The following is a 13,582-nucleotide window of genomic DNA, read 5'->3' on the forward strand; positions in this document are numbered from 1 at the left end:
CTCCCTACCGGGACTGCGCACTCTGGGAGACCTGGTTTCGCTCGGCGAACTTCTGCGCGCGGTAGGTGCTGTACCGCATGTGTTCGTAGGTGCCGAACGAACCGGGAACGGTGTGCATCGGCATCTCGGTCGCGGTGAGCAGGCCCGCGTCGACGTAGTCCCGCGAGTCCGGATAGAAAGTCTTCTCCATCTGCACCTTCTCCCCGGGTGCGCATTTCACCTTGATCCATCCCGGAATGGTGTAGCGCTGGAACGGCGGCGAGATGTCCCCGAACATCGAGCGTCCCCAATGGTAGTCACCGAATTTCATGGTGATCCGCGAGCAGACCCGGGTTCCCGATGGACGGGCGTCGACCAGATAGCCGTCGTGCATCCGGCCGCTCGGGTCCATCATGGCGTAGTACTGGCTCGCCCCGCCATCGGGTTCCAGGACCATGTTCCATTCCCAGCCGCGCCAGGAGGTCGCCGGGTTGAGCTGGCTGTCGAACACACTCGGGAACATGTTCATCCGCCAGTAGTTGGTCCGCCAGCCGTCCAGATCGATCTTGCGCCCGTTGAGCGTCAGGCTTCCGTGCACCCGGCCGTTCGCCACGGCGTCCACGTTCGTCGGCCCGGTGGTGTGCCCATCGGGCGGGTAATAGGAACCGACGGAACCCGGAACGACCTGATCGACGGTGAAGTTCGCCGAATTGTTCGGGGACTGCCCCTGCACATGCCAGGTGTTCGCCGCGGGATCATGATCGAAGCTGAGATTGTTCCCGCGAAGCCCGGGTTTACCGTCGATCCTCGCGGTTCCCGGAGATCCGCCGAACGGCAGTCCCCGCTTGAAGGAAATGATTCCGTTCAGGAACGGGAACTGCGGTTGCTCCTCATTGGCCTCGTCGGCGATGGCCCAGACATAGGTCCCCTGTTGCCCGATCTGCCGCGGCTGCTTCCAGCCGGGCTCGGCTTCGAGCAGGAACAGCGAACGCTTCGGGTCCTTGGGATTCTTGAGTTTCCACCAGGAGATGACGATCTCGCCGTTCAGCTTGTCGAGTCCGGTGTCCTGCGGTGTCGCCACCCTGGCCTGTTTCTCCTTCGGGAGCGGGGATGTGTCGTATCCTTTCGGTTCGTATTTCTGCCACCCCGGGATGGCCTGCTCTCCGGCCGCCGATGCCGGAACACTGCCCAGTGAGACGGCGAGCAGCACGGCGGCCAGGACGGCGAGCAGCCTCGGCGGGCGCACGGCACGCCTTCGGCCGAGCCTGGTGCGAATCGTCATGTTCTCTCCTTTTCTCGCGAACAATGGGTTTCTCAGCCGTGCGGCGGCGGCATTCTGGCCGGAGCGACGAGGTCGAAGGCGTGTGGAAGGCCCGCGCGGAAACGGCGGTCGTCGTCCCGGCGCGCGGCCTCGAGTTCGGGCGGCGGGCCGTAATACGGCAGCTCGGCGTGCGGTTCGCGCACTCCGGCGGCCTCGATGATCCAGTTGGTGGCCAGCTTCGCGGAAAGGGCGGCCGAGTCCATGTTGTCCCCGCCGATCGCGGTCTTGGTGCTGCCACCGGCGAGGAACAGGTTGGGGATCCTGCGCACCTGATCGGGAAAGTACTTGCTCGTTCCGGGCGCGGATGCCGTGCGGTGATCGGGCACGGTCCAGCCCGATTGTCCCGTCCAGGACAGTGTGGGATGCGGTCGCCAGCCGAGGAGATTGTCCTTGGCCAGCAAGGCTTTCCCGTCCGGGATTCCCCGTTCGATATGGGCACGGATCTCGTCGAAGGCCTGCGCGTAGTTCAGGTCCTTGAGGGGTTTGCCGTACAGGATTCCCGGTGTGTCGAAGTAGGGATGGTTGTTGAACTCCACGGACAGCATCCCCTTCGCCTGTCCGTCACCGAATTCGCGAAGGTCGATGCCCCAGATCTCGGAGAGCCCGACAAGCGTGAGCAGCCACTGTTCGTCACCGTTGCGGTTGGTGACCTGGCCGAGCTCGAAACCGACCGGATCGCGGAAGAAGATCTCGAACCCGGATTCCACCGCGGGATCCAGCTTTCGCACGTTCGCCAGCCCGGGATCGGCGGCGAGCAGGTCCCTGGACAGCAGCGGGCGCATCCGGTCCGGTGGCATCGCCAGCACGTACCAGTCCGCCTCGACCCGTTCCGTGCGGCCGCGTTCATCCATGACATCCGCACCGGCGATCCGCCCGTTCTCGACGCCGATCCGGGTCAGGGTGCGCCGCAGGTGGAACCGGGTGCCGAGACCGCGCAGATACCGTGCCCATGGATCGAACCACACCTCGGTTTCCGGGCCATCGGTGAGGATGTCGAGCACCTTCTCCGGGGATTTCGGATACCTGCGCCGCCCGGCGAGCATGTTGATGATCTGGTCGATGATGGCGGTGAGATACACCAGGGAATTGATCCCGCGGGTCGGCGAATCCACCGAGACCGTGGTCGCCAGGTCCCGGATCAGCGTGTGCGCGGTCGGGGAAAGCAGTTCGCTGCGGAAGAAACCGTATTCCAGATCGATGTACTCCAGCTGGTTTTCCCGGCGCAGTGTTCCGCTGGTGACCCAGGCGGCGATCTTGCTCGCCAGGTGCGGAATATCCGAGGGGCGGAAACCGCCGAGCAGCTGCAGCGTTCCCTGGATGGTCTGCGCGATGTGCGCGGGATCGAACTCCCCGATCCGGTCCAGAGAAGTCGGTATCCCCAGCGCGATGAGTGCGCCGTTGGCACCGATCCGGCCACCGAGCATGCCCTGTGAGGAGAAGGCGAGCCGGTCGATGACCTTGCGCCCGTCTCCGGTCGGAATGCGGCTCAGCAGGTCCGGCATGGCCGCATAACCGGGAAGGAAGAAATGCCCGCCGCTGGTATTGGGCAGCGCCGGCCGGCCCGCGGTGCCCGCGCCCGGGGTCGTGTACGAGCGAACCCCGCCACCGAGCCGGGAAAACCGATCGTAGACATCCACCTGGAAACCGCGTTCGGCCAGCTCGTGCGCAACACTCATGCCACCGGGACCGGCACCGAACACCGCCACTCTGCGCCCGTTGGCCGCCGCCGCGGAAGCGGGAACACCCGAGGCCGATGCCAGCAGGACACCGAGACCGGCCGCGCCGGCTGCCTTCAGCATCGAACGCCGCGAGGAGATACTCCGTTCCGAGTCACCACCCGTTTTCCGCTCATCTGCGTTGGCCATCGTGCCTCCTGGAATCGCCGAACCGCAGCCGATTCAGAGAATGGCACGGAGAACACACCGGTCCGTGTTCCATCTTGAAACGCTGGATCGCTTCAGTGGGTGCACTTCCCCGTGCATCGGGTCAGGAAAGGTCGGGGATCCCGAGGGTGCGCATGTGCCGGTACAGGGTGGTCCGGCCGATGCCGAGCAGTTGAGCCGCCTGTTGTTTGTTGCCGTCCGCCTGTTCGAGTGCAGCGATGATGGCATTGCGCTCGGCGAGATCCATTCCGCCGAATTGCCGCGTGCCACCGATTCGGTATTCGGCGGGCAGGTGTTCCGGGGTGATTCCGGTCCCCGGCGCCACCGCGGGCAGGCGCTCGATCAGCGCGCGGAGTTCGGCCAGATTCCCTTGCCATGAACGCGATCGCAGTATCTCCATGGCCCGGTCGGTGAACACCGGCGCGGGTGTGCCGAACCGCTCGGCCAGCATCGGCGCGGCCAGCGCGGGGAGCTCGGAGAGTCGTTCGCGCAGTGGTTTCAGGGTGATCCGCCGGGAACACCGCGCCGCGATCACCGCGACCGCTCCCGCGAGGTCTTCGTCGCGGCAGGCGGTGCAGACGATCCGGCCACGACGGTCGCGGACGACCGACTGCAGCAGCGAAAGGTGTCGATCCGGGAACAAGTGTACGTCTTCGACGATGATCGTCTTTTTCTCGCGCAATGCTTTCCGGAGTTCGCCGTGCCATTCCGGTATCGCGCCGAGGATGGCATCGGCGGCGGGCAGTCGCACCGGTTCCCCATCCCCGGCGAGCGCGGTCCCGGCCAGTTTCTCCGCGGTATGGCTGCGCCCGGTTCCCGGTTCACCGGTGATGAAGACGGTCTCCGCCGCTTCCGGTTCCGCGGCCGGGTGTGGAACCGGTTGCGGGCGCGGCTTTCCGATCCGGTAGAGCACCCCGTCCTCGGTGCCCTCGATGCGGCGCAGGGTGACGGTGAGCGCAGCGCCATCGGGCAGATACAGGAGCCGCTCGATACTGCGATCACGGGGCAGTTCGCCCGCCGTGACACGCAACAGCGCGGGCCCGGCGACGCCGAGCTGATCGAGGCAACTGCGGTTGACGAGCACGACGTCGCCGCCGAGTACGGCGACCGGGGTGTGCTGGCGTGCGGTGGCACATTGGAAAGCTTCGAACAGCCGCCGCCTGCTGGCCTGTGCTCCTTCGAGGATGCGGGTCCGGATGTCCGCGACCGCCCTGGCGATCAGCGGCGCGAACAGCGGGTTGCTGTCCGCGGCCGCGCCGGTGATGTCGAGTACACCTTCTACCCGGCCGGTGAGCGGATGCTTGATGGGATGGCCGTAGCAGGAGAACGCGCGCAGCGGTTCGGCGTAATGCTCACCGCCGTGGATCTGGACGGCCCGGTGCAGTTCGTGCGCGGTGCCGAACGCATTGGCCCCGATGCGTTCCTCGTCGAGCTGGGCGCCGTGCACGAATCCGATCGAGGAAATGGCGCGGTCCATGCTCGGATCGGCCAGCCAGCGGTACACGATCCGGCAGTCCCGGTCGGTCAGTGCCAGCCCGAATCTGGTGCCCTCCAACTGTTCGGTCAACGCTTCGAGCACGGGGGCAGCGGCGTGCAGGAGCCTGCTGGACCGATCGACTTCGGCGATGGCGATGTTGTTCAGCGCGCGTTCCGGGTCGACGCCGTACTGTTTCGAGCGATACCAGGCCAGGGCGATCTCCGACTGCGGACCCACGGCGACAACCCTCCCAACGGACATCGGTGACCGTTATGACACGAATCGTGCTGTGTTGTCGGTGGACAATACGCCGATGAGAGTACGGTTCCCATACCCGAACGGGGGATGCGTGCTATCCCGTGCGGTACCGGTCCCGGAGTTCGCGTTTGAGGATTTTGCCTGCCCCGGACAGCGGCAGTTCTTCGGTGAATTCGATGCTCCGCGGGAGTTTGTACCCGGCGATCAGGGTGCGGCAGTGCTCCCGTAGCTCGGATTCGCCCGCCTCGTACCCATCGTGGCGGACGATCACCGCGTGCACGCGTTCGCCCCAGCGCGAATCGGGCAGCCCGATCACCGCGCACGAGGCGACCGCGGGATGGGCGGCGAGGGCGTTCTCGACCTCGGCGGAGTAGACGTTCTCGCCGCCGGTGACGATCATGTCCTTGATCCGGTCCACGACGAACACATAGCCGTTCTCGTCCATATAGCCCGCGTCTCCGGTGTGCATCCACCCGCCGCGCAGTGCCTCGGCGGTGGCTTCGGGCTGGTTCCAATAGCCGAGCATGACATGATCCCCGCGCGCGAGGATCTCCCCGACCGTGCCGCGCTCGACCTCGTCGCCCCCGGGATCGGCCACCCGGACCTCGCCATGGGGTGCGGCCCGCCCCGCACTGCGGCGCAGTTCGGGATCCTCGTGATCACCCGGGCGCAGCAGGGTGGCCACCGGGGACAGTTCGGTCATGCCGTACGCCTGGGTGAAGCCCGCGTTCGGGAAAGCCTCGCGGGCACGCTGCAGCACGGTCTCCGCGATCGGCGAGGCGCCGTAAGCGATGTGGCGCACCCCGGAAAGGTCATGCCCGGCGAGCTCGGGAGCGTTCACGAGCAGTTCGATCATGGTCGGCACGAGCAGCAGATCGGTCACTCCGTGCTCACTGATCGCCTCGAATACCGCGTCCGGGCTGAACGCGGGCACGATGACGTGGGTCGCGCCGCTGAGCTGCCCCGCGGTCCAGATGGCGAGGTCGGCGAGGTGGAACATCGGCGCACTGTGCAGCAGGCGGCCCTCCGGGATGAGGAAGTCTCCGGTGGCCAGCGAACCGAAGGCCGAGGTGAGCAGATTGCGATGGGAAAGCAGCACGCCTTTGGGAGTGCCGGTGGTGCCGCCGGTGTAGAACACGCCGAGCGGCTCATCCCCGCCACGGCGTACATCCGCGACCGGCGCGGTCTCGGCGATGAGCTGTTCGTAGTCGTGCAGGCCCTGCGGAACCTGATGGTCCCCCGCGTGGAACACCACCGACAGCTGCGGGCACTCCGCGCGCAGCACCGGGACGAGCGGGGCGAACCGGTCGTCCACGATCAGCACACCGGTCCGCGAATCCCGCAGCGCGTAGGACAGTTCCGCTGCACTCCAGCGGATGTTCAGCGGATTGAGCACCGCACCCGCCCACGGTATCGCGAGCAGACACTCGTGGTACCGGTCGGAATTCAGCGCCAGAATCCCGACCCGGTCACCGGCGCCCACTCCGAGCGCCCGCAGTCCCCCGGCCAGCCGGGCCACTCGGTCCGCGCATTCGGCGATCGAGCGGGTGCGCCCGGAGAACACCGTGGCCGGACGGTCGGGGGCCTGCTGAACCGCGCGGTGCAGGGTCTGTGTCAGATACATACCCACCTCCACTCGGACCGGGTCAGAGTCCGAGTTGACCGAGCCGGACGGTGATGCGGGGATCGGTTGAAACGACAGGATTGTCAGCGTACACCCAGGGATCTCCCCCGAAGTGCTCCGCGAAGATCTTCTCGGCGGTACGGGTGGCGAGGGCCTGGGTGGTCAGGGTCGGGTTCGGGCCGCCGAGCGCGTTGGCCAGCGCGGAGGTGTCGGCGATGTACAGGCCCCGGACCGCGCGGGATTGCGCATCGGAGTCCAGCACGGAATCCCGTTCGGATCCGCCCATGCGCATCGAGGACTGAATGTGCAGCAGCAAGGGCGCCCAGTCGATCCGGTAGACCCGCTTCGCCCCGGCACCGCGGATCACCTCGGCGGCCCTGCGGGCGAGGAATTCCCGGTTCTCCAGGGTGCGCCGGGTGCGCTTGCGGCCCCACATCTGCACCTTCGGCACCGGGCCGTGTTCGTCCCCGAGCGGGAGCCCGGAGCGGACGACACGGTTCTCCGGTTGCACGTCGTCATCGGTGAGGACCACGACGGACAGCAGATTCTCCAGGCGCCCGCTCATGAGGTCCTTCAGCATCGGCCCGGTCAGGCGACCGGCGGGTCCGTCCCACGGGCCCACCGGACCGCGCCCGTTCGCATAGTGGCCGTGGATACCGCTGTCCGAGAAGTTCATCGCGAAGGCGTGCAAAGCCGGTGGCACACCGACGTTCTCCAGTCCACCCTTCGACGGGAAATCGGCGCGCGCGGCCGAACCGACACCTTTCGGATTGCCGACCGGATCGTCGAACACCCCGACGACCCAGTCGAGAAAATGGTCCGTGACCCCGCGTCCGACCCAGTCGTTCGGATTCGGCAGCCCACTGTTGAGCCACAGCCGTGGGTTTTCCACACAGCCACCGGCCAGCACGACCACGCGGGCGTCCTCGCGGTGCTCGGTCTCGGTGGTGTTGTCCTTCCAGGTGACCCCGCTCGCGGTCAGCTTGCCATTCCTGGTTTCCGCGTGGATCCGGGTGACGTAGGCATCGGTGATCAGCGTGCTCGGTTTCCCGCCCCGCGCCCACGCATCCGCGGTCAGCGCCATCGGCACATACGAATTGTCGGTGGACCGTTTCGCGTACTGGTTGCGCGGCGCACCGACCGGGCGCATACAGCCTTGGAAACAGTAGCCGCAGAACGTGCATCCGGTGGCCCGCGGGTAGTGCAGCAGGTCGGTGTCCGCGCTGCGTCCCGCCGTTCCGTGTGGTTGCAGTACCGCGTTCTGCTGCGGGCGATACGAGGCTTCACGGGTGGTTTTCGTGGTCTGCACCGGAAGGCCGAGGGATTCACAGCCCCGGAAAAACGTCTGCTCCTTGTGCCCCATGGCGGCCGTGGCGACCGGGGCGGTGGCCTCGACCCACTCCAGGTACGGCAGCAGTTCCCGGAATCCGAACGGAAAGCGGTGCTGGATGTCGTAGGCCGCGGCATCCGGCCCCGTGTAGTCGTCGAACACCCCCGGATACGGCCGGGGATAGTTCCCGTAGAAATGCTGTGTCGTCCCGCCGACTCCGGAAACCTGCCACACGAACGAATTCTGCGGCAACTCCCGGAACCACGCAGGCCGGGTCCGGTCCGTCGGGCCCAGCCGGAGGAATCCGGTGAGCGGATTGTTCGCGTCGTTCTCGAAACTCGTCCACTCCGCGCGCGGGTCCGCATGTCTCGGCCCGGCTTCCAGCACCAGCACGTCGAGCCCTTTCGCGGCCAGTTCCTTGGCCACCACCGGGCCACCGGCCCCCGCCCCGACCACGATCACATCCCGCATCAGCCGCGTACCTCCTGACGTCCCTGGTAATAGCCGAGGAATTCGTCCCAGCCCTCGACCGGGCCGTCCGGCTGGTATCCGGAAAGTGTCCAGCCGACCGGCCGCGCGATGAGCTTCCTGCGCACCGGATCGAACACGGCGAACTCGCTGTACGAGCCGAACGCGGCGAACTCCAGCAGCGCCCCGCCGAGAAACTTCAGCAGCCCGGAAAGAGAGGCCTTCAACGGCTGCGGCAGGTGCACATCCAGCACCGCGACCAGATCCGGCAGCGGCGCCTCGATCACCGAGAAAACCGTGGCCTTCTCCGCGAAGGACAGCCGCGAGAACGGCGAACCGAGCGGTCCGGCGACCGCCGCCGGTTTCACCCCGGTCGCCACCAGATTCAGCAGCGCCGCCGCGACCACCGGAAGCGGAACCGTCGCATTGTTCTGCAACAGCTTCGCCAGTGCTTTGTCCAGGGTGGCGACCACGTTCGGCAGACCGTCCAGGATCGGCAGGTGCACGCCCGCATCCGACAGTGCCGTCACCAGCGCGGCGACCGCCGGGCGCAGCAACTCGTCCGGTAACGGCATGAACTTGTTCAGCGCGTCCAGCAGGAACCGCGGTGTTCCCGCCTCCACCGCCCCCGGCTCGCTCCGCCGGGTCCCCTGCGCGACCGAGTGCGCGTCCGGGCCGGGGCACACGAACACCGACAGTCCCGTCATGGTGTCCCGCGCGAGCTCGTCCAGCACCGGCCGCAGCAGCCCGACGACATCCTCGATCGGTTCGCGCGGCGCGGCCGCGGCGGGCGCAGCAAGCAGCCCACCGGCACCGGCCGCGCCGAACAACCCGATCCGGGTCAGAAATCCCCGCCTGTCCCAGGTCCGCGCCTCGTCCATGGGCTCAGTATCCGATGCGGCCACTCCGGCGACTGTTCCAAGTTGAAACAGTCGCCGGAACCGTCCGAGACCACCACGACGGCGCGGTCCGGGTAGTCCGGTTCGGGAACCCGGTCCAGACGGAACCTGCGCCCGCCCGCGAACCACGGCACCGGATCGACCATCCAGTTCGGTGAACCGGAGCCGTCGGCCACGCAGTGGTCCACCGAGGCGCGCGACGCGTCCGGATACGGCCAGCCCTCGATGATCCGGTCGGTAAGCGCGTTCTGCGCCCGCTGCCACGCTCGCGCCTGCTCCGATTCGTCCTCCAGCCAGCGATACGGATCGGGAAAACCGGCGCCGGGGAATTCTTCCCGCACATCGACCGTCCTGGCCGCCGGGTATTCCAGCTGTTCCTCGGGCATCGTTCGCCGTCCGTTCCACGCCATACCCGCACGGTAGGCAGCTGCCGCCGGTGGCGGCCATCGACGGTCGCCGGATACTTCACGCAGCCGGGGCGATTGTCGAACCCCGCGCGGCGGGTGGCCGACATCTGTCGGTGGCGCACGGCGGTCCGACCGGCGAAGGTGGACCCCGACCGCACCGTGCCGAGAGGGATCACATGAAAGCCGACCTGCGAGACACCATCGAATTCGCCGCGGTCGCCGAGCATTTGCGGCGGCTGCACGAGCCCGCGTTCGGGCGGCCCCATGCGCTGCGCGAGCCGGAAGTCTCCCGGGACGGGACGCGGGTCGCCGTGACCGGCCTGGTGTTCGATCGGCTCGCCGGTCATCCGCGCACCGGGATCTACACCGGGGACGGCGAACTCCGGCCGGTTTCCGCGGGCACCGGATCGGCCCGCTCGGCCAGGTTCGCCCCGGACGGGTCGGCGCTCGCCTTCCTCGCCGACCGCGTCACACCCGGCGAGTTCCAGCTTTATCTGTTGCGGGACGACGACTTCGGTGAAGCGGTCGCCGCGCCGAAGGTGCCCGGAACGGTGGAGTACGCACACTGGTCCCCGGACGGGCGGCACATTCTGCTCGGGGTCGCCGGGCTCGGTGCCGACCTTTCCGGTGCTCAGGGTTCCGGGACGACCACCACGGCCACCGATGCCCCCGCCACGGACTGGTTACCGGATGTGGACACCGGCGCGACGGAGGACGCCTGGCGCGGCCTGTGGCTGTACATCGTGGAAACCGGTGCCGTGCGGCGGATCTCGCCGGACGGGCTGAACTGCTGGGAGGCGGGCTGGGCGGGACCGGCCGGGGTCCTCGCGATCGCCTCGGACGATCCGAGCGAGGATTCCTGGTACGGCGCCGCGCTGCACCACATCGACTCGGCCACCGGGACGAGCAGGGAGCTGTTGCGCAGCGAGGTGCAGCTCGGTCTTCCGGTGGGATCCCCGGACGGCCGCTACGCCGCGGTCGCCGAGGCGGTCTGCAGTGATCGCTGGATCCTCGCGGGTGAGCTCTCGGTCATCGAACTGGAAACCGGGGCGCGGCACCGCATCGACACGGCGGGTACCGATGTCACCCGGCTGCAGTGGATCGATGAGCGGCGGCTCGGTTTCCTCGGGCTGCGGCGGATGGACTCGGTCGCCGGGATCGTGGACGTGCCGAGCGAAGCGGTGACCGAGGTGTTCGCCACCGCGCAGGCGTGCGGGGGCAGCTGGTTCTATCCGGACGGCACGTTCACTGCGGACGGCCGGGTCATCACGATCCGCGAATCCTATGCCCTGCCCCAGGAACTGATCAGCACCGATGGCGAAACCGATACGGTGCTCGGTTCGGTCGCCGGTCCGGGCACCGACTACCTGTCCTCGGTAGCCGGTACCGCCCGGCCGATCACTTGGCAGGCCGCCGATGGGCTGGAGATCGACGGCATGCTCTGCACCCCGCGGGGTGCGGGACCGCATCCACTGGTGGTGAACGTGCACGGCGGGCCCATCTGGGCGTTCCGCGACACCTGGTCCCTCAACTATCCGTGGGTACCGCTGCTCGTCGCGCACGGCTATGCGGTGCTCAACCCGAACCCGCGGGGCAGCGGCGGCCGCGGGCAGAAGTTCGCCGGACAGGTCGTCGGGGACATGGGCGGGGCGGATACCGGTGACTTCCTCGCGGGCATCGACTGGCTGGCCGGACAGGGTATCGCCGATCCGGACCGCGTCGGCCTGATCGGCGGAAGCTACGGCGGTTTCATGTCCGCCTGGCTCGTCACCCAGGACCAGCGGTTCGCCGCCGCGGTACCCATCGCCCCGGTCACCGACTGGTACAGCCAGTCCTTCACCAGCAACATCAACGGCTGGGGCAACGCCTTCCTGCGCGCGGACCCGGAACAACCCGGATCGCCCGCGCACACCCGCAGTCCGGTGCTGCAGGCCAGCAAGGTCCGCACACCTTGCCTGACCGTGGCCGGGGCCAGGGACCGGTGCACCCCGCCCGGCCAGGCGCTGGAGTTCCACCATGCGCTGCTCGACCGGGGCGTGGACTCGGCGCTGGTCGTGTACCCGGGCGAGGGCCACGGGGTGCGCGCCTATCCCGCGGTCACCGATCTGCTCACCCGGATCCTCGGTTGGTTCACCGAACACATGCCGCCGAACGGGTACTGATCAGCGCCCCCGGCGGGCGTGGCCAGTCCACGACGCGGACAGCGGCCGCGACCATCCGATGAGCATCCCGGTGGACTGACCTGGTTGGCGCCTCCCTGGTGAGCGGAGTATTTTCGCAGAGTAGAAATTACTATCCGCTATGCAGAATCACTAGGTGAGGTGTCGATCGTGTCCGATGTTCGTGTGCTGGGAGCCGAAGTCGAGGCAACCGAGGAGATCCGGAGCCCGGAGGCGCTGCGTTTCCTGGCAGAACTGCACGAGGCCTTCGCCGGGACCCGTGCAGAGCTGCTGGCGGCGCGGGCGCGGCGGCGGGCACAGGTCGCCGAAACCGGGCGGCTGGACTGGCTCGAGGAGACCAGGACGATCCGCGAGGGGCAGTGGCAGGTGGCGCCCGCCCCGCCCGCCCTGCACGACCGGCGGGTGGAGATCACCGGGCCGACGGACCGGAAGATGACGGTGAACGCGCTCAACTCTCAGGCCAAGGTGTGGCTCGCCGACCTGGAGGATTCGAACACTCCGCACTGGGCGAACGTGCTCGGCGGGCAGCGCAATCTCTACGACGCGGTGCGCGGGCAGATCACTTACGACAGCCCGGAGGGCAAGCACTACGCGCTGCATGAGGGGCAGCAGCGTCCGGCCATCGTGGTGCGCCCGCGGGGCTGGCACCTCGACGAGCGCAATATCGAGATCGGCGGGCGGCCCGCGATCGGCGCGCTGGTCGACTTCGGGCTCTACTTCTTCCACAACGCCGCCTATCTGCTCGAACACGGCAGCGGCCCGTACTTCTACCTGCCGAAGATGGAAAGTCACCTGGAGGCGCGGCTCTGGGCCGAGGTGTTCGCGCACGCGGAGGCCGCGCTCGGGATCCCGCGCGGGAGCGTGCGGGCCACGGTGCTGATCGAGACGATCCCCGCGGCCTTCGAGATGGACGAGATCCTGTACGAACTGCGCGAGTACGCCTCGGGGCTGAACGCGGGCCGGTGGGACTACCTGTTCAGCGTGATCAAGTACTTCCGGGACGCGGGCGAGCGGTTCGTGCTCCCGGACCGGGACGGGGTCACCATGACCGCACCGTTCATGCGCGCCTACACCGAACTGCTGGTGCGTACCTGTCACCGGCGCGGCGCCTACGCGATCGGTGGAATGGCCGCCTTCATCCCGAACCGGCGCGATCCACAGGTCACCGAGCGGGCACTGGCCAAGGTGCACGAGGACAAGCGCAGGGAGGCCGCAGCCGGGTTCGACGGTTCCTGGGTCGCCCATCCCGATCTGGTGGCGATCTGCGCCGAGGAGTTCGGCGCGGTGCTCGGTGACCGGCCGAACCAGCTCGACCGGTTGCGCGAGGATGTCGAGGTCACGGCGGACGAACTGCTGGATGTCGCGGCGACCCCGGGGCAGGCGACCGAGCGTGGCGTGCGTTCCGCGGTCGATGTCGGGGTGCGCTACATCGCGTCCTGGCTCGGCGGTAACGGCGCGGCCGCGATCCACAACCTCATGGAGGACGCGGCGACCGCGGAGATCTCCCGTTCGCAGCTCTGGCAGTGGATCCACAACGGCACCAGGCTGGACACCGGTGCGGTGCTGACCGCGGAGCTGGTGCGCGAGATCCTGGCGGAGACCGGGGCGGAACTGGCCGGGGAGATCCCCGCGGACCGGCTGGAGACCGCGGTGGAGATCTTCGGCGAGGTAGCCCTTGCCGAGGAGTTCGCCGACTTCCTGACCTTGCCCGCCTACCAGCGGATCAGTTGACGGCGCGGATCAGTTGACGGCTCAC

9 protein-coding genes are annotated in these 13,582 nt (G+C 67.9%); 2 read left to right on the plus strand and 7 right to left on the minus strand.

Going from position 1 to position 13,582, the window contains the following annotated elements:
• Positions 1–4 precede the first annotated feature (4 nt).
• The 7 genes from A37U_RS0121420 to A37U_RS0121450 form a co-directional block, all read right to left on the minus strand.
• On the minus strand, positions 5–1,261 hold the full coding sequence (locus tag A37U_RS0121420) for a hypothetical protein (RefSeq protein WP_020498729.1): 1,257 nt from the start codon (positions 1,259–1,261) through the stop codon (positions 5–7).
• 32 nt (positions 1,262–1,293) lie between these two features.
• A complete protein-coding gene (locus tag A37U_RS0121425; RefSeq protein WP_020498730.1) occupies positions 1,294–3,165 on the minus strand; it encodes an FAD-dependent oxidoreductase in 1,872 nt (623 codons plus the stop codon).
• Between the two features lie 121 nt (positions 3,166–3,286).
• Positions 3,287–4,897 (minus strand): sigma-54-dependent Fis family transcriptional regulator, encoded by a 1,611-nt coding sequence (locus A37U_RS0121430; protein WP_020498731.1) that lies wholly within the window; start codon positions 4,895–4,897, stop codon positions 3,287–3,289.
• Positions 4,898–5,012: 115 nt separating this feature from the next.
• Positions 5,013–6,542, minus strand: a complete 1,530-nt coding sequence (locus A37U_RS0121435; protein WP_020498732.1) for an acyl-CoA synthetase — start codon at positions 6,540–6,542, stop codon at positions 5,013–5,015.
• A gap of 22 nt (positions 6,543–6,564) precedes the next feature.
• Positions 6,565–8,343 carry a GMC family oxidoreductase N-terminal domain-containing protein gene (locus A37U_RS0121440; protein WP_020498733.1) on the minus strand — a complete coding sequence of 593 codons (1,779 nt, stop codon included), beginning with the start codon at positions 8,341–8,343 and terminating at the stop codon, positions 6,565–6,567.
• Positions 8,343–9,221: a hypothetical protein gene (locus tag A37U_RS0121445; RefSeq protein ID WP_020498734.1), complete on the minus strand. Its 879-nt coding sequence runs from the start codon at positions 9,219–9,221 to the stop codon at positions 8,343–8,345. The genes A37U_RS0121440 and A37U_RS0121445 overlap by 1 nt, the downstream gene beginning before the upstream one ends.
• The gene (locus tag A37U_RS0121450; protein ID WP_240437633.1) at positions 9,182–9,649 is read right to left on the minus strand and encodes a hypothetical protein; all 468 of its coding nucleotides are present in this window, start codon (positions 9,647–9,649) and stop codon (positions 9,182–9,184) included. Before A37U_RS0121450 ends, A37U_RS0121445 begins: the two co-directional genes overlap by 40 nt.
• A 173-nt stretch (positions 9,650–9,822) precedes the next feature.
• On the opposite strand from A37U_RS0121450, the gene A37U_RS0121455 reads away from it, so the two are divergent.
• Positions 9,823–11,808 (plus strand): S9 family peptidase, encoded by a 1,986-nt coding sequence (locus A37U_RS0121455; RefSeq protein WP_020498736.1) that lies wholly within the window; start codon positions 9,823–9,825, stop codon positions 11,806–11,808.
• Positions 11,809–11,976: 168 nt separating this feature from the next.
• Positions 11,977–13,557 (plus strand): malate synthase A, encoded by a 1,581-nt coding sequence (aceB, locus tag A37U_RS0121460; protein WP_026197465.1) that lies wholly within the window; start codon positions 11,977–11,979, stop codon positions 13,555–13,557.
• Positions 13,558–13,582: the final 25 nt, after the last annotated feature.

It is taken from the genome of Sciscionella marina DSM 45152 (genome assembly GCF_000379465.1).
GTDB lineage: Bacteria > Actinomycetota > Actinomycetes > Mycobacteriales > Pseudonocardiaceae > Sciscionella > Sciscionella marina.

What these genes read in the sequence shown, in the direction of transcription:
- A37U_RS0121455 (WP_020498736.1), top strand. Translation starts at nt 9,823, where the DNA reads ATGAAAGCCGACCTGCGAGACACCATCGAATTCGCCGCGGTCGCCGAG.
- A37U_RS0121440 (WP_020498733.1), bottom strand. Translation starts at nt 8,343, where the DNA reads ATGCGGGATGTGATCGTGGTCGGGGCGGGGGCCGGTGGCCCGGTGGTG.
- A37U_RS0121420 (WP_020498729.1), bottom strand. Translation starts at nt 1,261, where the DNA reads ATGACGATTCGCACCAGGCTCGGCCGAAGGCGTGCCGTGCGCCCGCCG.
- A37U_RS0121445 (WP_020498734.1), bottom strand. Translation starts at nt 9,221, where the DNA reads ATGGACGAGGCGCGGACCTGGGACAGGCGGGGATTTCTGACCCGGATC.
- A37U_RS0121450 (WP_240437633.1), bottom strand. Translation starts at nt 9,649, where the DNA reads ATGGCGTGGAACGGACGGCGAACGATGCCCGAGGAACAGCTGGAATAC.
- A37U_RS0121425 (WP_020498730.1), bottom strand. Translation starts at nt 3,165, where the DNA reads ATGGCCAACGCAGATGAGCGGAAAACGGGTGGTGACTCGGAACGGAGT.
- A37U_RS0121435 (WP_020498732.1), bottom strand. Translation starts at nt 6,542, where the DNA reads ATGTATCTGACACAGACCCTGCACCGCGCGGTTCAGCAGGCCCCCGAC.